21 protein-coding genes and 2 tRNA genes are annotated in these 18,882 nt (G+C 63.3%); 12 read left to right on the top strand and 11 right to left on the bottom strand.

Going from position 1 to position 18,882, the window contains the following annotated elements; translation table 11 throughout:
• Nucleotides 1–465 precede the first annotated feature (465 nt).
• The 4 genes from CAL18_RS03215 to CAL18_RS03230 all read left to right on the top strand — a co-directional run bounded on the left by CAL18_RS03215 (nucleotide 466) and on the right by CAL18_RS03230 (nucleotide 2,611).
• Nucleotides 466–861 carry a hypothetical protein gene (locus tag CAL18_RS03215; RefSeq protein ID WP_094817328.1) on the top strand — a complete coding sequence of 132 codons (396 nt, stop codon included), beginning with the start codon at nucleotides 466–468 and terminating at the stop codon, nucleotides 859–861.
• A 138-nt stretch (nucleotides 862–999) separates the two neighbouring features.
• Nucleotides 1,000–1,320, top strand: a complete 321-nt coding sequence (locus CAL18_RS03220; protein ID WP_141217737.1) for a hypothetical protein — start codon at nucleotides 1,000–1,002, stop codon at nucleotides 1,318–1,320.
• 137 nt (nucleotides 1,321–1,457) lie between these two features.
• On the top strand, nucleotides 1,458–1,772 hold the full coding sequence (locus tag CAL18_RS03225) for a DUF1153 domain-containing protein (RefSeq protein WP_026638474.1): 315 nt from the start codon (nucleotides 1,458–1,460) through the stop codon (nucleotides 1,770–1,772).
• A 272-nt stretch (nucleotides 1,773–2,044) separates the two neighbouring features.
• Complete coding sequence (locus CAL18_RS03230; RefSeq protein WP_026638473.1) at nucleotides 2,045–2,611, top strand: hypothetical protein; 567 nt, start codon at nucleotides 2,045–2,047, stop codon at nucleotides 2,609–2,611.
• A 100-nt stretch (nucleotides 2,612–2,711) separates the two neighbouring features.
• On the opposite strand, the gene CAL18_RS03235 is transcribed toward CAL18_RS03230, so the two are convergent.
• From CAL18_RS03235 to CAL18_RS03260, 6 genes are read right to left on the bottom strand one after another with little or no spacing between them, the layout of a single operon-like run.
• Nucleotides 2,712–3,530: a phosphodiesterase gene (locus CAL18_RS03235; protein WP_038851971.1), complete on the bottom strand. Its 819-nt coding sequence runs from the start codon at nucleotides 3,528–3,530 to the stop codon at nucleotides 2,712–2,714.
• 10 nt (nucleotides 3,531–3,540) lie between these two features.
• Nucleotides 3,541–4,800 (bottom strand): ABC transporter substrate-binding protein, encoded by a 1,260-nt coding sequence (locus tag CAL18_RS03240; RefSeq protein ID WP_081745618.1) that lies wholly within the window; start codon nucleotides 4,798–4,800, stop codon nucleotides 3,541–3,543.
• 10 nt (nucleotides 4,801–4,810) lie between these two features.
• Nucleotides 4,811–5,641: a carbohydrate ABC transporter permease gene (locus CAL18_RS03245; protein ID WP_249278368.1), complete on the bottom strand. Its 831-nt coding sequence runs from the start codon at nucleotides 5,639–5,641 to the stop codon at nucleotides 4,811–4,813.
• 11 nt (nucleotides 5,642–5,652) lie between these two features.
• Nucleotides 5,653–6,525, bottom strand: a complete 873-nt coding sequence (locus CAL18_RS03250; RefSeq protein WP_249278369.1) for a carbohydrate ABC transporter permease — start codon at nucleotides 6,523–6,525, stop codon at nucleotides 5,653–5,655.
• A 20-nt stretch (nucleotides 6,526–6,545) separates the two neighbouring features.
• Nucleotides 6,546–7,682 carry an ABC transporter ATP-binding protein gene (locus CAL18_RS03255; protein ID WP_094817331.1) on the bottom strand — a complete coding sequence of 379 codons (1,137 nt, stop codon included), beginning with the start codon at nucleotides 7,680–7,682 and terminating at the stop codon, nucleotides 6,546–6,548.
• Nucleotides 7,675–8,361: an HAD family hydrolase gene (locus tag CAL18_RS03260; protein ID WP_094817332.1), complete on the bottom strand. Its 687-nt coding sequence runs from the start codon at nucleotides 8,359–8,361 to the stop codon at nucleotides 7,675–7,677. The genes CAL18_RS03255 and CAL18_RS03260 overlap by 8 nt, the downstream gene beginning before the upstream one ends.
• 95 nt (nucleotides 8,362–8,456) lie before the next feature.
• Between CAL18_RS03260 and CAL18_RS03265 the strand changes: the two genes are divergently transcribed.
• Complete coding sequence (locus CAL18_RS03265) at nucleotides 8,457–9,245, top strand: DeoR/GlpR family DNA-binding transcription regulator (RefSeq protein WP_094817333.1); 789 nt, start codon at nucleotides 8,457–8,459, stop codon at nucleotides 9,243–9,245.
• Between the two features lie 203 nt (nucleotides 9,246–9,448).
• On the opposite strand, the gene CAL18_RS03270 is transcribed toward CAL18_RS03265, so the two are convergent.
• Together CAL18_RS03270 and CAL18_RS03275 are read right to left on the bottom strand one after the other, a co-directional pair.
• Nucleotides 9,449–9,522 (bottom strand) — tRNA-Cys (locus CAL18_RS03270).
• Between the two features lie 227 nt (nucleotides 9,523–9,749).
• Nucleotides 9,750–9,825: transfer RNA gene (locus CAL18_RS03275), tRNA-Gly, on the bottom strand.
• A gap of 184 nt (nucleotides 9,826–10,009) precedes the next feature.
• Here CAL18_RS03275 and CAL18_RS03280 point away from each other — a divergent pair.
• Together CAL18_RS03280 and CAL18_RS03285 are read left to right on the top strand one after the other, a co-directional pair.
• On the top strand, nucleotides 10,010–10,579 hold the full coding sequence (locus tag CAL18_RS03280; RefSeq protein WP_094817334.1) for a DUF2478 domain-containing protein: 570 nt from the start codon (nucleotides 10,010–10,012) through the stop codon (nucleotides 10,577–10,579).
• Complete coding sequence (locus tag CAL18_RS03285; RefSeq protein WP_094817335.1) at nucleotides 10,576–11,379, top strand: class I SAM-dependent methyltransferase; 804 nt, start codon at nucleotides 10,576–10,578, stop codon at nucleotides 11,377–11,379. Before CAL18_RS03280 ends, CAL18_RS03285 begins: the two co-directional genes overlap by 4 nt.
• Here the strand turns inward: CAL18_RS03285 and CAL18_RS03290 are convergent.
• On the bottom strand, nucleotides 11,376–12,125 hold the full coding sequence (locus tag CAL18_RS03290; protein WP_094817336.1) for an IclR family transcriptional regulator: 750 nt from the start codon (nucleotides 12,123–12,125) through the stop codon (nucleotides 11,376–11,378). The two genes, CAL18_RS03285 and CAL18_RS03290, sit on opposite strands and share 4 nt — an antisense overlap.
• 105 nt (nucleotides 12,126–12,230) lie before the next feature.
• Between CAL18_RS03290 and CAL18_RS03295 the strand changes: the two genes are divergently transcribed.
• From CAL18_RS03295 to CAL18_RS03315, 5 genes are read left to right on the top strand one after another with little or no spacing between them, the layout of a single operon-like run.
• The gene (locus CAL18_RS03295) at nucleotides 12,231–13,220 is read left to right on the top strand and encodes a Bug family tripartite tricarboxylate transporter substrate binding protein (RefSeq protein ID WP_094817337.1); all 990 of its coding nucleotides are present in this window, start codon (nucleotides 12,231–12,233) and stop codon (nucleotides 13,218–13,220) included.
• An 18-nt stretch (nucleotides 13,221–13,238) separates the two neighbouring features.
• Nucleotides 13,239–14,756: a class I adenylate-forming enzyme family protein gene (locus tag CAL18_RS03300; protein WP_094817338.1), complete on the top strand. Its 1,518-nt coding sequence runs from the start codon at nucleotides 13,239–13,241 to the stop codon at nucleotides 14,754–14,756.
• Nucleotides 14,753–15,535 (top strand): citryl-CoA lyase, encoded by a 783-nt coding sequence (locus tag CAL18_RS03305; RefSeq protein ID WP_094796055.1) that lies wholly within the window; start codon nucleotides 14,753–14,755, stop codon nucleotides 15,533–15,535. The genes CAL18_RS03300 and CAL18_RS03305 overlap by 4 nt, the downstream gene beginning before the upstream one ends.
• 2 nt (nucleotides 15,536–15,537) lie before the next feature.
• Nucleotides 15,538–16,278 carry an SDR family oxidoreductase gene (locus CAL18_RS03310; RefSeq protein ID WP_026638461.1) on the top strand — a complete coding sequence of 247 codons (741 nt, stop codon included), beginning with the start codon at nucleotides 15,538–15,540 and terminating at the stop codon, nucleotides 16,276–16,278.
• A complete protein-coding gene (locus tag CAL18_RS03315; protein ID WP_094796056.1) occupies nucleotides 16,275–17,117 on the top strand; it encodes an SDR family NAD(P)-dependent oxidoreductase in 843 nt (280 codons plus the stop codon). The genes CAL18_RS03310 and CAL18_RS03315 overlap by 4 nt, the downstream gene beginning before the upstream one ends.
• Nucleotides 17,118–17,120: 3 nt before the next feature.
• On the opposite strand, the gene hutG is transcribed toward CAL18_RS03315, so the two are convergent.
• Both hutG and aqpZ read right to left on the bottom strand, forming a co-directional pair.
• Entirely contained in the window at nucleotides 17,121–17,909 is a 789-nt protein-coding gene (hutG, locus tag CAL18_RS03320; RefSeq protein WP_094817339.1) for an N-formylglutamate deformylase, read from the bottom strand.
• 171 nt (nucleotides 17,910–18,080) lie between these two features.
• Nucleotides 18,081–18,794 (bottom strand): aquaporin Z, encoded by a 714-nt coding sequence (gene aqpZ / locus CAL18_RS03325; RefSeq protein WP_026638458.1) that lies wholly within the window; start codon nucleotides 18,792–18,794, stop codon nucleotides 18,081–18,083.
• Nucleotides 18,795–18,882: the final 88 nt, after the last annotated feature.

The following is an 18,882-nucleotide window of genomic DNA, read 5'->3' on the forward strand; positions in this document are numbered from 1 at the left end:
CAAACTGCCTAGAATGAAAGCCGTCGTGACAAGCGGTCCGGGAGAGGGAAGCAGTTTTCAGGTGGCGTTGGCAGACACGGAAACTGCACGAATCAGTAGTGAAATTTGCGCGACGACTTTTCAGGGAAGTGATTATGCGTTTTGCATAGCACATATTGAATAGGCCGTAGGGATTAGGGAATCACCCGCGTATCCGGGGCGGCCGGCAAATAACGACAGACACACGGAATGGTTCCGGGCTCTTTATTGAGGCCGGAGGGGTAGTGTTTTCCCGCGGTTTTTGAAAAACGCACCATTTAGATGCATCGAGATTAATGCGGGTTATTACCGAAGGCACGAAACCAGGCAGCAAATGTTTTCCGAATTGGCTCGAAATTAGCCAATCAATGCATCGGACCAATACGGGAATTCACGGAGTAGTACCGCCTCGAGACGGTTTCTCGAATTATCAGGAGGCAATACACCATGAAGAAAGCAATATTGGCAGCGGCTCTGGCCGTGAGCTCGATCGGCATGGCCCATGCGGCCGGTTTCGCCATTGGCGGTTTCGCGGGCACCGGCTCGTCCTCTTCCGGAACGATGGGCGGATCGCAGGCCACCAGCGGCAGCGGCTCGCTGGGGTTCGGCGCGGCGTTGCAGGGCAGCACGGCCACGAGTAGCACCAGCGCGAACTCGGGCGTTTCCCTGTCGCCGCAAGGCACCAACACCTACGCCAACGGTGCCAGCGTCAACACGTCGGTCGGCGGCGGTTACACCGCCGGGTTCGCCGCGGGCAGCACGTCAGGCATGGCCGGCGGCGAATACACCAGCGGCGCCACCGGCAATGTGGGCAGCATCGGTTTTGGCGGCTGGAGCTGGTAAGCAGCAGCCATACCGACACCCGTCGTGCAGGGGGCGCGATGCCGCGCCTCCTGCACGCAGGAGAGTGCGATGAACACTGCATTTCGACCGGTTCTTCGAAGTCTTGCGGCATGGTTGGCGCTGTTTATGGCCCCAGCCATGGCTGCGAATCCTGGCGCGGATACTGCTCCGGCATGGGAGGCCACATGCCCGCAAGAACAAGCGCAATCCGGGTACCCCGAAATCGCGTCGTTTCCGCAAATGTCGGAGCCAGGCCAGGACGTCGTGCTGGCGCCGGGCTTTCAGGATTGCAGAGCGGTCGAGGGCAGTGGCTACCACAGTGTTGTGCAAGGGGGCGCCGACCAGGTATGGATCTCCCGCGCCCGGTTATTGCCTAGCCTGCCCAATGCGGGTGTCACCGGGCAATTGCCGCCGGGGTGGCATTGGCTCGAACTGGGCCTGCAGGTTGGCCGCCAGTGAAAACAGGCGGCGGGGCTATGGTTAAAAAGCCGTGGAATATAACTGGCCTTTTTTTTGGCCGAATTTTATTTCATGGTTACATTTCTAGATTTTAATCCGGCTGAATTTGTATCGGCCTTATTTAAGGAGCGCTGGCGATGGACGAAAAACTTGACGAAGAAATCAAGCGCTGGACTGTCAGGCGCAAAAGCGTGCTGGTCATGGACATTATCCAGGGCCGCACCAGTGTGCGTGAAGCCAGCGAAACCTTCGGCTTGCCAGCGTCCGAGATCGAGCGGTGGGTAGACGAGGGCAAGCGTGGGCTGGAAAATGCGTTGCGATCCAACCCATTGAATGTAAAGGAATATTATGAAAAGCAGATCAAGGCGCTGCAGCAGGCTTACGGCGAAGCGATGCTAGAGCTGCGCATTCGCGGCAAGCAGAGCGGCCCGCCTTGCGATGACGAGAAGTAGCCGCGAACAGGGGTCGTGCGTACGCCGGCCGGGTCGATGGCCAACGGCGACGCCCAGGTTGATAAAGAAAAAGAAAGTGCGCGAATTTTTGAATATAGGTGGTGCGAAGTATTTATTTTTTTATTTATCGATGACGCACAAACTGGCAAAAATCCATTTTCTTGTAACCATAGAATAAGGTGTCACCGCTCGTAAAGTTACATTATCAAAGGCGTCCGAAGCTCAGACGTCCTACGAACGGCATAAGGTGGCTTAAATCCAGGAGAATACTCATGAAACGGCTAGCACTAATAACCTTGGCCTTATGTACGTTCAGCGCGTGGGGCCAAACCATCAACACGGGCGCCAGCGCGGGTTCCAACGCATCCAGCAACGCCAACTCGAGCTCACAGTCCGGTACGGCCCAGGTCGGGGTGTCGGCGGAGATGGGCATGGGAAACATCACCTTCGAGGGGTCGTCGCAACGCAAGCACCAAAGCATTTCCACCACGCCCAATGTGTATATCGCGCCCAGCATGTTCGGCGGTTCCAACAACTGCGGCCAGAGCAACACAATGGGAGTGGGCGTCACGGGCTTCGGCATCGGCGGTTCCGTGGCGTCCGAAAGTTCGTCTTGTAACGCCCGTGAAGATACAGCCACCGCCTACAAGCTCGGCTACAAAGAGGTTGCGGAAATGCGCTTCTTCTGTTTCGGTGAAGAAGAGAACCGCCTGGCCTGGGAAGCCACCGGCCACACCTGCCCGCCAAGCGCCGGCCCCGTGGCCCAAAACCGCCAGACCGTCGCCGCCACGCCCAGCAGCGCCAGTTTCGGGCCGGTGGCCGGATACATCGAGCCCTGAAGCCAGATCGGCCGGCGGTGCAGATCGTCAAAAACAAGGCTCTCGGATCGAGAGCCTTGTTTCTGTCATGGAGGGCACGGCGGCCACAAGATCTGCAGCCCTATCCCGCAATGGCGATCGAGTGATCGTATTCGCCAAGCGGGAATCTCTTTCCGGCATTCAGATAGTCTTCCAGGTGGATCAGCACCTGATCGGCCTCCACCCGAACGACGCCGTACTGCGGGGGTTCGTGCGCACCCAGCACGTCAAGCTGTTTGCCGTGCAGATCCAGCGCGACTTGATGATTGGTGCCGCGCAAGGTCGAATAAGGGATGCCGCGGAAGGCGCCGAAGATCGGGCGATGAATATGCCCGAAGAACACGTGGCGGATGCGGTGCTCATGCCCGGCAATGGCCGCCATGAACGGGCCGGTGTCGCGCAAAGAGATGGCGTCCATGCTGTGAATGCCAATCGAAAAGAACGGATGGTGCATGAAGATCAGCACCGGGCTATCGGTATGTTCCAGTTGCTGGCGCAGCCAGGCGCCGCGCCGGGCGCAGAACACGCCCCATGTAACGCCGGGCTCGTTCGTATCAAGGAAAATCGCCAGCGAACCATTGAAATCCGCGGTGTACTGCACAAAGCCGTCGGCATCGCGGGGCACTTCCGGAAAATGATTCTGGAAGCGCAGCCGGTGGTCGTGGTTGCCCAGAATGGGGTAGATGGGCATGGTAACCGGCGCCAGGCATTCGCGCAGATGACGATAGGCGTCGTCGTGCCCGTAATGCGTGAGGTCGCCGGTGATCACCAGGGCCTGCGCATCCGGCTGGTTCGCCTGCATATGGGCGACGGCCTGTTGCACGCGTTTTTTGGGGTTCGTGCCGTACAGGTCGCCCGCGTCGGCCACCAGGTGCGTGTCGGTCAGATGAATGAATTTCATCGAGATTCCTTTAGTTCAACAGCGCCTGCACGTCCTTGACCATCGCGTCCAGCGCTTGCTGCGGCTGCGCGCTCTTGTCGAACACGGTCTGCAGGTGGTCGTGGATCACGTCGGTGATTTTCAGGCCGTTCTCGCCCGGGAAGGCATACCAGCCGGTCAGCCAGGCTTGCTGCTTGACGGCCGTGTACTGATTCGGATTGGCGTCATAGTAGCCGGCCAGCATCTTCGGGTCGTCGATGGGCAGCGTGTTGGCGGGAAAATAGCCCGTCGATTGGGTCATCAGCGTGGCGCCTTCGGGGCCCGTCACGAACTTGATGTATTCCCAGGCGGCTTTCTGACGCTCCGGATCCTTGGTGAACATCATGGCGACGTTGCCTCCTGCAGGTACGGTGCCCTTGTCGGCGTACACAGGAAAGTAGCCTGTCACCATGCGGAACTTGTCGCCGATCTGCGACTCGATATGCTGCAGCCGCGAGGTCGAGCTCGACAGCACCGCCAGCTGGCCGTTCACGAATAGCTGTTGCGCGTCGCGGTACGAGAAATTGCCCATGGTGCCGTTTTGCACCATGCGCCCAAGCTGCGCAATGGATTCGCGACCGATGGCATTGTCAAAGGCCACCTTGGTCTCGTCGGCGTTCAGCATGGCGCCGCCTTTCGAGAAGATGATGGCTTGCCACAGCCAGTTGCCGGTGATCTCCCAATCGTAGTGCAGGCCATGCGTGCCGGGGCTGGCCTGGCGCGACTTGTCGGCTACCGCGATTATGTCGTCCCAGTTCTTGGGCAGTGCGTCATCGGCGACACCGACTTTTTCCAGCAGGTCCATGTTGTAGTAGACGATGGGCGTGGACAGCGAAAAGCCGATGCCGACCTGCTTGCCGTTGATCTGCCCCAGCGACATCAGGGCGTCGCTATAGCCGCTTTGTTCCCAGTCGGGTTCGGCCTTGATGAAGGGCGTCAGATCGACTGCGATACCCCGGTCGACAAAGATGCGCTGGCGGTTCAGGCCCTGGAACGACACGTCGGCCAGCTGGCCGGTCACGGCGTGGCGCAACGCCTGCTGGGCCGCGGCTTCGTACTCGGGCGTGGGGGCACGGAACTTCACCGTGTAGTCGGGAAACTTGGCGGTGAACCGCTTGGCAATTTCCTGGTGCGTCTGGTTGAACACATCCGGGTAGGGGTACTCGACCACGAGTTCTACCTTGGCAGCCTGGGCTGCGGCGCCGGTCATGGCAAGGCCGGCAAGCACACTGAATAACACCTTGAATTGCATCTGAATTCCTTTAACCTTTGACACCCGAGAGGGTGACGCCTTCGATAAAGCGCTTCTGCGCAGACAGAAAGAACAACAGCAGCGGCAAGGTGATAATGACCGTGCCGGCCATCAGAGGACCGTAGTTGGTCCCGGATTCTTCGTTCTTGAAAAACATGGTTCCCAGCGGCGGCGTGGCGAGATCCATCGAGTTGATCACCAGCAGCGGCCAGAAATAGTCGTTCCAGTGCCACACCACCGAGAAGATAGAGAACGCGATCAGCGCGGGCATGGCGGCGGGCATGAGCACCCGCCACACCAGTTCGAACTCGCCCATGCCGTCCAGGCGCGCGGCATGGATCAGGTCATTGGGCACGCCCATGAAGAACTGGCGCATCAGGAAGATGCCGAACGCCGAGGCGATGAAGGGGATGATCAGCGCCGCGGTCGTGTCCAGCAGGCCCGCATGGTGCAGCAGGATGTACAACGGGATGGCCGTGGCCTGAAACGGAATCATCAGGGACAGCAGAACCAACCCCCAGGCCATGCGCTTGCCCCGAAATTCCAGCTTGGCGAAGCAGTACGCGGCCGGCAGCGACACGAGGATCTGCAGAATCAGAATGCCGCCGCACACGATCACGCCGTTGGCCAGGTATCGCAGCAGCGGCACTTGCGTAAGCGCCTGCGTGTAGTTTTCAATGGCCGCCCACTTCTGCGGCAGCAGGTGGAAACCTTGCCGGAATATTTCGTCTGCCGGCTTGAACGATGTCGACAGCATCCACACGAACGGCAGCAGGTAGATCATCGCCCCGGTCAACAGCACCGCATGCCGGAAAACCCGCCAGGACCAGGATGCTTGCAAGGGATTCTTCATCAGTAGTGCGTCCGTTTTTCCATGCCGATCTGCTGGATCAGCGTCAATATGAAGATGCAGGCGACGAACACCACCACCATTGCCGACGCATACCCCATGCGGAAGAATCCAAAACCTTCCGAATAGATCGTGTGCAGCAGCACTTCCGTGGCCTTGTTCGGCCCGCCCTGGGTCAAGGCGTGCACGGTGTCAAAGACCTGCAGCGATCGGATGGCGCATACGGTGACGACGAACAACATGGTGGGGCCCAGCATCGGCAGGATCAGCCTGAACAGGCGGTCCACCGGGTGGCGCATGCCGTCGAGCAGGCAGGCGTCGCGCAGTTCTGAGGGGATGCTCTTGAGCCCGGCAAGAAACATCACGAGCGCCAGGCCGGACATCTGCCAGATGCCGATCACGGCCAGCGAGGGCAGCGCCAGGTCGTAGTCCCGTAACCAGTTGCGAGGTTCGCCGCCAAACATCGACAGCACATAATTGAAGAAGCCGGCCGTCGGGTGCATCAGGAATTGCCACACGATGGCCATGGCAATCAACGTCGAGGCCACCGGCATGAAGAAGGCCGTCCGATAGAAAGAACGCCAGCTGTCGTGCGATTCGATCAGCAGCGCCAGGCCGAGCCCCAGGCCGATGGACCCCAAAGACACCACGATCAGGTAAAACACCGTGTTGGAAAAGCTCTTGCGAAACGAATCGTCGTTCCAGAGCTTGATGTAGTTTTCCAGGCCCACCCAATTCCATGTGGCGGCGCCGAATTGCCAGTCGGTCATCGACATCAGCGCCACGATGGCCAACGGCACGATCAGCAGAAGCGCCGTAAGAACAAGGCTGGGGCCAAGCAGCAGCGCCAGCGGCAAGGGTTTGATACGCATCATGTGAATAGCCCTTGCCGATGTCAGGCGGCCCGGAACATCTGCGGGCGATCGAGCGCCAGGCGACGACCGCTGGCATCAAAGGCATGCCAGGCGTCCTGGTGGATATACACAGTCAGCGGGCTTCCCGCCTGCGCTCGCGACTGAGGGTCGAGCACCGCCATCACGCTTTCGTCGGCCGCCGTTCGCAGCGTGATCATGCAGTCGGCGCCCGTGAACTCCACCTGCGTGACCACGCCGCTGACGGGCAGGGCATCGCGCATCGGGGTGAGCGCAGCTTCATGAGGGCGAAATGCCAGCCTGTGCGTTTCACTGGGGAAGGCGCCGTCCAGCGCGCGCCCCTGCAGCGTCGGCCTGCCCGCGCCATCGCGTTCGACCGTCAGGAAGTTGATGCGCGGCGCCCCGACAAACGCGGCAACGTTGGCGTGCTCAGGCGCGTGATAGATGTCTTGCGGAGTGCCCAGTTGCAGGATCTGGCCGTCTTTCATGACCGCCACCCGGTCGGACATCGACATGGCTTCATGCTGGTCGTGCGTCACGTACACGAACGTCACCCCCAGCTTTTCGTGCAGCTGGCGGATTTCGCTACGCAACGATTGACGCAGGTTGGCATCCAGATTGGACAGCGGTTCGTCGAACAGGAACAATGACGGACGACGCACCATGGCCCGCGCCAGCGCCACCCGTTGCCGCTGTCCGCCGGACAATTGAGCGGGCTTGCGCGCCCACAGATGTTCGATGCCCAGCACCCGCGCCACTTCCGTGCCCTGAGCCTGAGCTTGCCGCACTTGACGTCGCGTGGCCGGGCTGAGCCAGCGCACCCCCGGCAGACGCTGCACGAAGTTCAACGATCGCATGTACAGCGGCATGCAGACGTTATCGCGCACGGACAGGTGCGGGTACAGCGCATACGACTGGAACACCATAGCGCAATCGCGCTCGCCGGGCGAGCGCGTCAGCAAGTTCGTGTCGCCGCGGCGTATCGTGCCGGCATCCGGCATCTCCAGGCCGGCCAGCAGCTTCAGCAGCGTGGATTTGCCGCAGCCGGATGCGCCCAGCAGCGTCAGGAACTCCCCGTCCCGGATGGTCAGCGACAGGCCGTCGAGGACCTTGGTATTGCCGTAGGTCTTCGCGATGTTTTCAAGCACGATATCAGTCATGGTTCACCTCCATCACAGGCAACGGCTGCGCCAGCCGCTGCGAGAGTTCATCGATATGGCGGTACCACACGACAGCAGGACGCAGATCGTGCGCATGGGTGTGATAACCCCCCAGGTGGGCGGCAAAGTGCATCCCCGCTGCTTCGGCGCAGGCGGCGTCAATGTGCGAGTCGCCAACGAAAAGCACCTGCGACGGGTGCTCGGCCACATGCAACGCAGTCGCGATCAGGGGTCGAGGGTCTGGCTTGGCGGGCAGGCCGTCATCGAGACATTGCGTATGCCTGAACAAGGACTGCCAGCCCAAGTGCCGCAGCAGGATCTCGGTCGAGGCGCGGTCGCGGTTGGTACACAGGGCCAGCGGGTAACCGCTTGCGGCGAGCCGTTTGAGCGCGATGTCGACACCGTCATACGGTTGCGCGTCGGTAAGCTTGCGCGTCAGATAGTCGTGATGCATGGCGCTTGCCAGCGCGGCTCGTTCCGGGCCTGTCGGCGCCAGGTGGCGCGCCGCCCGTGCGAACATCGGAGCAATGCCTTCGCTGAGTGCGTGGCGCAACACATCGGGGCGCGGGGCGCATCCGGGCGCGACAGCCTGCGCAGCGGCAAACAGGCTGGGCCAGGTATCGATCAACGTGCCATCCAGATCGAACACGATGGCGGTGTAATGAAGGGGCGTTATCATGGCCGCCACTTTAATGATCGAATGTGAACATTTTGTGAATCAAGCGCGGCTATTTGTTGTGCTAAATTGATCGAAATAGGCGCATGTGAACATATATGATCAAAGCCGAACGTCAGCAGCGTATCCTCACCTTCATGCAAGAGACCAACGCCGTGACCGTGCGGGATCTTGCCCAGATGTTCTCGACGTCGCCCATCACCATTCGGCGAGATCTGCTCGAACTGCGGGATAAAGGGCTGCTGGAGCGCACGCATGGCGGCGCGGTTTTATCGCAGGAAGTGTTGGCCGAGGGCAGCGCCCGGTACGAGATGTACAGCTACTCGGAACGCCACAGCCAGCAGTCCGCAGAGAAAGCCGCGATCGCGGAATGCGCGGCGCAATACATCTCGGACGGCGACAGCATTCTTATCAATGCAGGCACCACGGCCCATGCGCTGGCGATGGCGCTGCGCGGCCATCAAGACCTGCACATCATCACCAATGGCCTGTCAGTGGCCACGGCGGCAGGCCAAAGCCATCTTGCGCACGTCTATGTCCTGGCAGGCCGCCTGGATCCCCGCAAACTGGCCACGATAGAGCGGCACGAGAACAACACCCTGCCGGATATCCAGGTTCGCGAAGCGTTTCTGGGCGTGCATGCGGTCAACGCCGACGGCATTTTCATGCGGGAAAGCGAAGACGCGGCGATGAACCGCGCTTTTGTCGCCGCGGCGACCCGCACGACTGTGCTGGCCGACCACACCAAGTTTCAAGCGCACGCCAGCTTTCGGGTGTGCGGATGGCAACAGGTGCAGCGGCTGATTACCGACCGAGCGGTCGAACCTTCCGTGCTCGAAGCCATTCGCCGGCAGGGCGTGGAAGTTGTTCTGGCTCAGGGTTCTTGACAGCACGTTTGCCCGGGCCGATGGCGCATCTGCCTGAGGGGGCTCGCCATGAATGCCGGGTGGGTCGGGCAAAGGGTGGGCCGGTTCAGGGCCAGGATGGCGGCGGTTGAATGGCAGATTTTGCCCACCATTTTGCCTGCCGATAGTGCTTATATGCCGCACCAAAAGAAAAAGGCCCTCATTGCTGAGAGCCTTGATTCTGCTGGAGGCGCAAGCCGGAATCGAACCGACGTACACGGATTTGCAATCCGCTGCATAACCACTCTGCCATTGCGCCAGGGGCGTCATTTGCCAAGCCCGCTATTGTACAGGAAAGCTGACGTTTGTGTCTTGCCGGGGTAAGCCGCAAGCGCCCAGGGCACGCGGCGGCGATGTGGCGCGCGTGCCGCCGCGCAAACCGACGCGCAAAAGAACGGCCGCCCCAACGAAAAAGGGGCGCGTCCCTGGACGAGCCCCTTCTGCCTGGCGCCTGCCGCATTGCCACTTGGCGGCGGGCAAAAATTCTGGAGCGGGAGACGAGTCTCGAACTCGCGACCTCAACCTTGGCAAGGTTGCGCTCTACCAACTGAGCTACTCCCGCATGCTGCACGCCACAAAATTACAGGCGCGGCAACAAAGAAAAAAATTATAGCATTGTTTTTTGCGCCCTGCCATACGCACACGGCGCTATGTCGACGGCAGGGCTTTCGCGGGGCAGTCGGCGCGTATAGAGTGACCACATCTGCAATCTGCCCGGCTGGCGCCGACCGCCGGTCCGCTGATCCATGAATGACGATTCCGCCTTTTCGCTGCCGGTTGCGGCGCTGATGTACCACGCTTCGTCGCATGGCGCCGACCCGCTTCTGGCCGGGTTCGCGCGCGACTTGCAGGCACAGGGTTGGCGCGTGCACGGGCTGGTGCAATACGAAATCGTGCCGGCCGGCGGGGGCAGGGCCGCTCGTGAATTGCTTGATCTCGCATCGGGCCGGCGCTACGCGCTGTCGCAAGACCTGGGGCCTGGCTCACGGGCGTGCAGCCTGGATACGGGGGCGCTGGCCGCGGCCAGCCAGGTTTTGCGCCACGCGCTGCAAGCCCGCGCCGACCTGGTCATTGTCAGCCGCTACGGCCTGGCCGAGGCTGCCGGCGGCGGGTTTGCGAACGAAATGCTGGCCCTGATGAGCGCCGGCATTCCCGTGGTCACACTGGTTTCGGCAAGCCTGGCCGACGATTGGCGCCGCTTTACGGGGCAGGCGGGTGCCGAGTTGCCCGTGTCGCGCCCGGCGCTGCAGGCCTGGTTCGACCGGTGCGTGGCCCGGGCGCCGAAGGCGGCACAGACACAGGGGGCCGCGCCATGAGCCTGGACACGATCGATTTCGCCGAACTCTACAAGAAACACTACCTTGCCACGCGCGGCCGGCCTCGGCCGCCCCAGGTGTGGGACGAGCGCGCCGACGCTATCAAGCCTCGCACGGACGTAAGCGGTTATGCGCGGGATTTCATCGCGCGCATGCACTTCGATGACGCCCGCACATTGCTCGATGTGGGCTGCGGCGCCGGCACGCTCGCGCTTGCCGTTGCCGGCCGACTGGATCGTGTGATTGCGCTGGACTACAGTTCCGGCATGTTGCGCGCCTTGGAAGACGGCGCTCGCATGCAGGGCGTGCGCAATGTGCAGCCGATGCTGCGCGCGTGGGAAGATGATTGGTCGGATGTTCCTGTTTGCGATCTTGCGGTGGCGTCGCGTTCCACCATGGTGCCCGATATGGCGGCGGCATTGGCGAAACTGCACGCCCATGCACGCTTGCGTGTCTACCTGACCCATGTCGCCGATGGCCATTTCCTGGATCCGGCCATCCAGCAGGCAACGGGCCGCGTGCGCCCGCCGGGGCCCGGGTGCCTGTATATCCTGAACATCCTGCGCGGCATGGGCATATATCCACGGCTGGACTACATCGCGGTGCCCGGCGCACTACAGGGGGCGGCGGATTTCGATGACTACGCGCGCCGGGTCGCGCGTTCCATGGGCGGGTTGGATGATGCAGAGCGTCAACGCCTGCGCGTCTGGTATGACGCCGCCACGCCGGCCGAGCGGGCCGGGGCGCCGCTGCGCTGGGCCTTCATCTGGTGGGATACGCGCGACCGGGGCGGGGCTTAGGTCGTGCCGCCGATTTCTTTCCGTATCAAGTCCGCGATGGTGCGCTGGCGCGTGGCCGGCATGCGGTCGAGTATGCACGATACGCTGACGGCCAGGCGCGGATAGCCCGAGCGGTCGCGCAACGCCACGCCCACCCCCAGTACGCCCGGCACCGCCGCATTGCCCACCGCCGACCAGCCGCGCCGGCGCGTGGCGTCGACCAGCAACCGCATGTGGCCGGCCGTCATGTTGCCGTACGAGCGCAGCGCAGCCCGGTTCTGCTGGATCAGCGCCTCGGCTTCGGCTTCGGGCAGCGCTGCCAGCAACGCCAGGCCGGCGGCGCCCACGCCCAGCGGCTGGCGGTGGCCGATGGTCACGGCCAGCACTTGCACCGGATAACTGCCGATTTCCCGGTGCAGACACAGCGAGTCGGCCCCGACCCGGCAGATCAGGAAAGACGAATCGCCAGTATGGTCGCTGATGCGGCGCATGGCCGGCGCCAGCTGCGCCACTGAAAGCGTCTGTTCGTCCGGCGGCGATGGCCAGGCTGGTGCGGCGCGGTACCGGCCGGTTTGCGGGTCGCGCAGCGCATAACCTTCTTCGACCAGCACGCATACATAGCGGTACACGCTGGTGCGCTGCATGCGCAGCGCTCGGGCGATGCCTGCCACGTCCAGGCCGTCAGGCGCCTGGCGCAAGGCTGCCAGCATGCGCAGGCCGCGGCGCAGGGTGCTGGCGCCGGGCCCGGCGGACGTAATGTCGTTCATTATTCGAACATCCTTGCTTCTTAATGGGCTGGATCACGGTACATCATAGCTGCGACGTATTCCGTATATGCGTCCGAATAATAAACACCGATAGGAGACAAAGTCATGCGATCTGTTATGCAACGCGTTATTCGCCCGGCGGCCCTATGGCTGGCCGGTCTGGGGTTTGCCACGGCCGTGCAGGCCGCGTCCGACTATCCACAACGGCCGGTGACACTGGTGGTGGGCTATGCAGCAGGCGGCGCCACCGATATCGTGGCGCGCCTGATCGCCAAGTCGCTGTCGGACTCGCTGGGCCAGCCGGTGGTCGTGGAAAACCGTACCGGCGCAAACAGCAACATCGGCGCCGAAGTGGTGGCCCGGTCCAAGCCCGACGGCTATACGCTGTACGTCGGCTCGATTGCGAACACGATCAACCGCACGCTGTACGAAAAGCTCAATTACGACTTCAAGAAGGACTTCGAGCCGGTGGCCTTGCTGGCTACCATCCCGAATATCCTGGTGGTGCATCCGGACCTGCCCATCAAATCGGTGCAGGAATACGTGGCGTATGCCAAGAGCAATCCGGGCAAGCTGACCTGCGCATCATCGGGCAGCGGTTCGTCCATCCACCTGTCGTGCGAGATATTCAAGATGGCGACCGGCACCGATATCCTGCACGTGCCGTATCGGGGCAGTGGGCCGGCGGTTGCCGACTTGCTGGGCGGGCAGGTGGGGTCCATGTTCGACAACCTGCCTTCATCGCTGCCTCATGTGCAGGCGGGCAAGTTGCGCGCCCTGGGGGTCACTTCGCCCGAGCGCGCGCCTTTCGCGCCCGACGTGCCCACACTGGCCGAATCGGGGCTGGATGGCTTCTCGGTCCAGTCATGGTTTGCGGTCGTGGCGCCGGCCGGCACGCCCGGGCCCGTGGTCGCCAAGCTGAACCAGGCCATCACCGACGGCCTGGCCAGCGAGTCTATGCGCGAGGCTTATAAATCGGCCGGCTTCGTGCTTCCCGCCACGCCCAACACCCCCGAGACGCTGCGCTCGTGGATCGACAGCGAAATCGACAAGTGGGGCAAGGTCGTCAAGTCCGCCGGACTGAAAGTGCAATAGCAGTACCAGGAGCCGTTTGTGTACCCCATCGACTTTTTCCTGCGGGCGGCCGCCCGCTTTCCCGACCGCGTCGCGCTGGATACTCCGGCCGGCGCATGGACTTATGCCCGCTTGCGCAGCGAGGTGCAGGCGCTTGCCGCCGCTTTCCAGGAACTGGACCCGGCACCGCAGAGCCGCGTGGCGATCTGCGCCGGCAACACGGCGCAGCATGTGGTGGCCCTGCTGGCGGTGCTGGCGTCGGGCAAGGTATGGGTGCCGCTGAACTATCGCAGCACGGCTGCGGAAATCGCGCGTATCGTGGACGCGACCCAGCCCGGTATTGTGTGTACGGACGATACGGGCAGCGCCCTGGTGCAGCCCGGCGGCGCGGCACACATCCGGCTGGATCCCGACGGCCGCACGGAGACGGATCCGCGCACGCTGGCAGGCCTGCTGCGCGCTTATGCGGGGCGCGAGCCGCGGCGCTGCGAGCCGGGGGTGGACGCGACCCAGGCCATCAAGTTCACCGGCGGCACCACGGGGCTGCCCAAGGGCGTCATGCAGCCCTACCGGGCGTGGACCGCCGTGATCGTGAATCAGATCCACGCCTGGCAACTGACCAGCGCCGACCGGTACGTGGTGGCTGCGCCCGTCACGCATGGCACGTCGACCTACCTGTTGCCGGTACTGGCGCAGGGCGGCGCCCATGTGTTCCTGGAAGAAACGTCGCCTGCGTCGATCACCACGGCGTTTCGCGAGCGGGGCGGCACGCTGGCGTTCATGCCCCCCACCTTGATTTATATGCTCATGGCGCAGCCCGGCGTGTCGCGCGCGGATTTTCCCCAGCTGCGCAACCTGATCTACGGGGGCGCGCCCATGCCGGTCGACAAGCTGGCGCAGGTGCAGGCGTTTTTTGGTCCCGTGGTGGGATCCACCTACGGCCAGACCGAGTCGCCGCAGATCGTCACGGCGATCACGCCCGCCGAACTGGCCGACCCGGCCAACCACGGCTCGGTGGGATGCGCGACCTGGTTTTCGGAATTCGCCATCATGGATAGGCAAGGACGCTTGTTGCCTGCGGGCCAGCCCGGCGAGGTGGTGGTGCGCGGCGACCTCGTCATGGCCGGGTACTGGCGCCTGCCCGAAAAAACCGCCGAAACCATCGTCGACGGCTGGCTGCATACCGGCGACGTAGGGGTCGTGGACGAGCGCGGCTACCTGTTCATCAAAGACCGCCTGCGCGACGTCATCATCACGGGCGGTTTCAATGTTTATCCCATCGATGTCGAGAACGCCCTGGCGCGGCATCCGGCCGTGTACGAATGCTCTGTGTTCGGCGTTCCCGATGACAAGTGGGGCGAGGCCGTGCAGGCGGCGGTGCAACTGCATCCGGACGCATCGGTGGAACCCCACGCACTGATGGCGTTTGTACGGGAAAAACTGGGCCCGGTGCATACGCCCAAGCGCATACACGTTTTCGACAGCCTGCCGCGATCGTCCGTGGGCAAGGTGTTGAAGAATGCCGTGCGTGAAACTGTCATGAAGGAGCTTGCATGAACCGCCCCGTTACCCGCCTTTGCGCCCATCATCTCGAGGGCATGTCGTACCGCGATGCCGATCTGGTCGAAGACCTGCTGGGCAAGAAAAGCTTCGTCGAAGTCATGTTTTCGCAGATCACCGGCCGTGAAGCGCGTCCGGTGGATCTGCGCATCGTCGACGCGGTGCTCATCACGCTGATGGAGCACGGCCTGACGCCCAGCGCCATTGCCACGCGCGTGGTGTACATGAGCGCGCCGGAGAATCTGCAGGGCGCCGTCGCCGCCGGTCTCATGGCGGTGGGCAGCAGCTTTGTGGGCACGATGGAAAACTGCTCGCAGTTGCTCGAGCGCATGCTCCGGTCAGACGATATGCATGCCGAAGCGCGCGCCATCGTGCAGTCGTACCGCGACAACAAAAAGCCTTTGCCGGGCTTCGGCCACCATCTGCACAAACCTGACGACCCGCGTTCCATCAAGCTGCTGGCCCTGGCTCGGGCCGAGTCCGACCTGGAAGGCAAGTGGCTGGATGCGCTGGAGCTGCTGGCCCGCACCGTTGACCAAGTGTATGGCCGCCATATCACGATCAATGCCACCGGCGCGGTGGCCGCGTTGCTGGGCGAGCTGGGCGTGCCCACCAGGCTGATGCGGGGGTTTGCCGTGATTTCGCGCGCTGCCGGACTGGTTTCGCACGTTGCTGAAGAACAGGACTGTCCTTCTGGCCGTTTCATCTGGGAAACTATCGACCGCGAGATTCCCTATGTAGGGGCGGGCAAGTCCGCCCACAGCCAAGGAGACTGACAATGTCAGCCACAGATTCCACGCCCGTCGCACTTGTGACGGGTGGCAGCGCCGGCATCGGCCGCGCGATCATCGAGCGCCTGTTGCGCGACGGTTATGAGGTCGTCAACTTTGACCTGAAGGCACCCGCCGAGCTGTTGCCCGGCGAAACCTGCCGGACGGTGGATTTGTGCGATGCCGAGGCCACCCGCGCGGCCGTTGCCGCCCTGGCGGCCGAGCGCGACGTGCTGCGCCTGGTGAACAATGCGGGCACGGTGCGCCCGGGCCTGCTGGAAGACGCCACCCCCGAAGACCTGGCGATCGTGACGGCGTTGAATATCCAGGCGCCCATGCTGTTGCTGCAGGGCCTGCTGCCCGCCATGCGGCGCCGCAGGTTCGGGCGCGTGGTCAACGTGTCCAGCCGTGCGGCCCTGGGCAAGACGGCTCGTACGGTGTACGCGGCCACCAAGGCGGGCCTGCTGGGCATGACGCGCACCTGGGCGCTGGAAACCGCCGCGGACGGCATTACGGTCAACGCGATAGGGCCCGGGCCCATCGCCACGGAACTGTTCGAGCGTGTCAACCCGCCGGGCGCGCCGCAAACCGAGAAAATCCGCGCCAGCATTCCAGTGCAGCGCATGGGCACGCCGGCCGATGTGGCCCATGCCGTTGCGTCACTGCTGGACGATCGCGCCGGTTTCATCACTGGCCAGGTGCTGTACGTGTGTGGCGGCATGACGGTGGGCCTGGGGCACGCCGCATGACTGCCTGCGACGAAATGCAGGCCCGGCTGCCCGCGGCCAGTACGCGCCTGGCCGGCAAAGTGGCCCTGGTGGCGGGCGGCGGATCCAGCGGCCCCGGCTGGAGCATCGGCAAGGCCTGTTGCGCGACACTGGCGCGTCACGGCGCCACGGTGTGCGTGCTGGACGCCCGGCTCGACTCGGCCCGGGATGCGTTGGCTGCTGTGCAGGCGCTGGGCGGCAAAGGCGTGGCGCTGCAGGCTGACGTGGCCGACCCGCAAGCCATGCAGGATGCCGTGCAGTCCATCATGGCCGAATACGGGCGGCTCGATATTCTGCAGGCCAACGCCGGGATCGGCAAAGTGGGCGGCCCCGAAGACATCGACCTGGCCGACTGGGAACGCATCCAGAAGGTCAACGTCGACAGCCTGGTCATTGCCAGCCGCCTGGTCTTGCCCATCATGCGAGAGCAGGGCGGCGGCGCCATCGTGGCGGTGTCGTCGGTAGCGGGCTTGCGTTATCTGGGGTACCCGCACCTGGCCTATAACGTCACCAAGGCCGCGGTCATTCAGTTCGCACGCATGATCGCGCAGCAATATGCGCCTTATGGCATACGGGCCAACACGGTGGTGCCCGGCCTGATCGATACGCCGCGCGTGCGCCACACGGTGGCGCGCATGTTCACGGCCGACGGCGACGCCGAGAAAGCCGGTGCGGCGCGCGCGCGCCAGGTTCCCATGGGCCGCATGGGAACACCCTGGGAAGTCGCCAATGCGGTGGCGTTCCTGGCCTCGGACGAAGCGGCCTACATTACCGGCACCGAACTCGTCGTCGACGGCGGCCTTATCGGCAAATATGCCTGACGCTCAGAGCTGTGCGCAGGCGCTGCGCACCAGGCGCTCGACCGCGGCGCCTGCCCGTTCGGCCGGCTCGTCCCGCCAGGCATACGGATACGTCTCGTCCATGTAGGTGGACTGGCACATTTCCAGCTGGATGGCGTGTATGTTGCCTTGTGGCGCCCCATAGTGGCGGGTAATGTACCCGCCCTTGAAGCGGCCGTTGATCGCCCAGGTGTACTGGCCTTGTTCGAGCTCGCGGCGTATCGCGGCTTCCAGGGCCGGGCCGCATGCCGCGCCGTTGGCGGTGCCGATGTTCAGGTCGGGCAGCTTGCCCTCGAACAGGCGGGGGATCACGCTCGCGATGGAATGCGCTTCCCATAGCAGCACCTTGCCGTGCTGCGACTTCAGACGGTCGATTTCGGCGCGCAGCTTGTCGTGGTAAGGCTGCCAATAGGCCTGCCGGCGCGCTTCGCGCTCGGTGTCCGGGATGCTGTCGCGTGCGTCCAGGTACAGGGGCTCTCCGTGGAACGTGTGCGTGGGGCACAGGCCCGTCTTGGCCTGGCCCGGGTACAGGTCGTCGTCGTTGGGCGGGCGGTTCAGGTCTACCACATAGCGCGAATAGCGGGCCCACAGAAACGATGCGCCCAGGCTGCGCGCAAAGGCGTACAGCCGGTCCAGGTGCCAGTCGGTGTCGCCCGAGCGCAGCGCGAGCGCGGTCATGGCGGGCCTCAAGGGCTCCGGGATCTGGCTGCCCAGGTGGGGGATGGAAATCAGCAGGGGCGCCGTTCCCGCTTCGAAGTGGTAGATGTCGGTCATGGTGTTGCTGGACACTGTTGCACGGGTCGGCGCAGTGTCGCCAAGGAAAAAATAAAATGGCCGAAACGCAAGGTTTCGGCCATTTTATTGGAACCGACGCTCGCCATTTCACTGCGCGCGTCCGGCCATGGGATTCGCCATCTCGATGGATGGGCATTCCCGAAGCGCGGGTCAGCCCCGTTCCTGCTCCGGCTCGCTGATCAGCCTGTAGGCGATGGCGCCGATAATTGCGCCGGCAATCGGTGCGACCCAGAACAGCCACAGTTGTTCCAGCGCCCAGCCCCCCACGAACAGCGCCGGACCGGTAGAGCGGGCCGGGTTCACCGAAGTGTTGGTCACCGGGATGCTGATCAAGTGGATCAGCGTAAGCGCCAGGCCGATGGGTATCGCGGCAAAACCGGCGGGCGCGCGCTTGCTGGTGGCGCCCAGGATGACGAAGATGAAACCTGCGGTCAGGACGACTTCGGTAAGCAGTGCGGCCAGCATCGAGTACTTGCCCGGCGAATATTCTCCGTAGCCGTTGGCTGCGAAGCGGCTGCCCTGCAGGTCAAAGCCCGGCTGGCCGTTGGCGATGGCGGCCAGCACCGCTGCTGCGACGATGGCGCCCAGCACCTGCGCAACCACGTAGGGTGCGACTTCCCGGGCGGGAAAGCGGCCGCCCGCCACCAGGCCAACCGTCACGGCCGGATTGAAATGCCCACCTGAAATGTGGCCGACGGCGAACGCCATGGTCAGCACGGTCAGGCCGAAAGCCAGCGCCACCCCGGCAAAGCCGATGCCCAGCCCTGGAAACCCGGCAGCCAGCACCGCCGCGCCGCAGCCGCCCAACACCAGCCAGAACGTACCGAAAAATTCCGCGCCACACCGCTTGCCAAGTGATGACATTTCCGACCCCAAGGATGAAAGACGCCAGGGTATCGCGGTGCGCAGACGGCAACTTCAAAGCAATGTGAATATTGACAGTTCTTGACCG

The sequence above is a fragment of the Bordetella genomosp. 7 genome (genome assembly GCF_002261415.1).
Taxonomy (GTDB): Bacteria; Pseudomonadota; Gammaproteobacteria; order Burkholderiales; family Burkholderiaceae_B; genus Bordetella_A.

Excerpts from the sequence above, each read along its gene's own strand:
- CAL18_RS03215 (WP_094817328.1), top strand. The coding sequence starts at position 466 with ATGAAGAAAGCAATATTGGCAGCGGCTCTGGCCGTGAGCTCGATCGGC.
- CAL18_RS03220 (WP_141217737.1), top strand. The coding sequence starts at position 1,000 with ATGGCTGCGAATCCTGGCGCGGATACTGCTCCGGCATGGGAGGCCACA.
- CAL18_RS03225 (WP_026638474.1), top strand. The coding sequence starts at position 1,458 with ATGGACGAAAAACTTGACGAAGAAATCAAGCGCTGGACTGTCAGGCGC.
- CAL18_RS03230 (WP_026638473.1), top strand. The coding sequence starts at position 2,045 with ATGAAACGGCTAGCACTAATAACCTTGGCCTTATGTACGTTCAGCGCG.
- CAL18_RS03235 (WP_038851971.1), bottom strand. The coding sequence starts at position 3,530 with ATGAAATTCATTCATCTGACCGACACGCACCTGGTGGCCGACGCGGGC.
- CAL18_RS03240 (WP_081745618.1), bottom strand. The coding sequence starts at position 4,800 with ATGCAATTCAAGGTGTTATTCAGTGTGCTTGCCGGCCTTGCCATGACC.
- CAL18_RS03250 (WP_249278369.1), bottom strand. The coding sequence starts at position 6,525 with ATGATGCGTATCAAACCCTTGCCGCTGGCGCTGCTGCTTGGCCCCAGC.
- CAL18_RS03255 (WP_094817331.1), bottom strand. The coding sequence starts at position 7,682 with ATGACTGATATCGTGCTTGAAAACATCGCGAAGACCTACGGCAATACC.
- CAL18_RS03260 (WP_094817332.1), bottom strand. The coding sequence starts at position 8,361 with ATGATAACGCCCCTTCATTACACCGCCATCGTGTTCGATCTGGATGGC.
- CAL18_RS03265 (WP_094817333.1), top strand. The coding sequence starts at position 8,457 with ATGATCAAAGCCGAACGTCAGCAGCGTATCCTCACCTTCATGCAAGAG.
- CAL18_RS03280 (WP_094817334.1), top strand. The coding sequence starts at position 10,010 with ATGAATGACGATTCCGCCTTTTCGCTGCCGGTTGCGGCGCTGATGTAC.
- CAL18_RS03285 (WP_094817335.1), top strand. The coding sequence starts at position 10,576 with ATGAGCCTGGACACGATCGATTTCGCCGAACTCTACAAGAAACACTAC.
- CAL18_RS03290 (WP_094817336.1), bottom strand. The coding sequence starts at position 12,125 with ATGAACGACATTACGTCCGCCGGGCCCGGCGCCAGCACCCTGCGCCGC.
- CAL18_RS03295 (WP_094817337.1), top strand. The coding sequence starts at position 12,231 with ATGCGATCTGTTATGCAACGCGTTATTCGCCCGGCGGCCCTATGGCTG.
- CAL18_RS03305 (WP_094796055.1), top strand. The coding sequence starts at position 14,753 with ATGAACCGCCCCGTTACCCGCCTTTGCGCCCATCATCTCGAGGGCATG.
- CAL18_RS03310 (WP_026638461.1), top strand. The coding sequence starts at position 15,538 with ATGTCAGCCACAGATTCCACGCCCGTCGCACTTGTGACGGGTGGCAGC.
- CAL18_RS03315 (WP_094796056.1), top strand. The coding sequence starts at position 16,275 with ATGACTGCCTGCGACGAAATGCAGGCCCGGCTGCCCGCGGCCAGTACG.
- hutG (WP_094817339.1), bottom strand. The coding sequence starts at position 17,909 with ATGACCGACATCTACCACTTCGAAGCGGGAACGGCGCCCCTGCTGATT.
- aqpZ (WP_026638458.1), bottom strand. The coding sequence starts at position 18,794 with ATGTCATCACTTGGCAAGCGGTGTGGCGCGGAATTTTTCGGTACGTTC.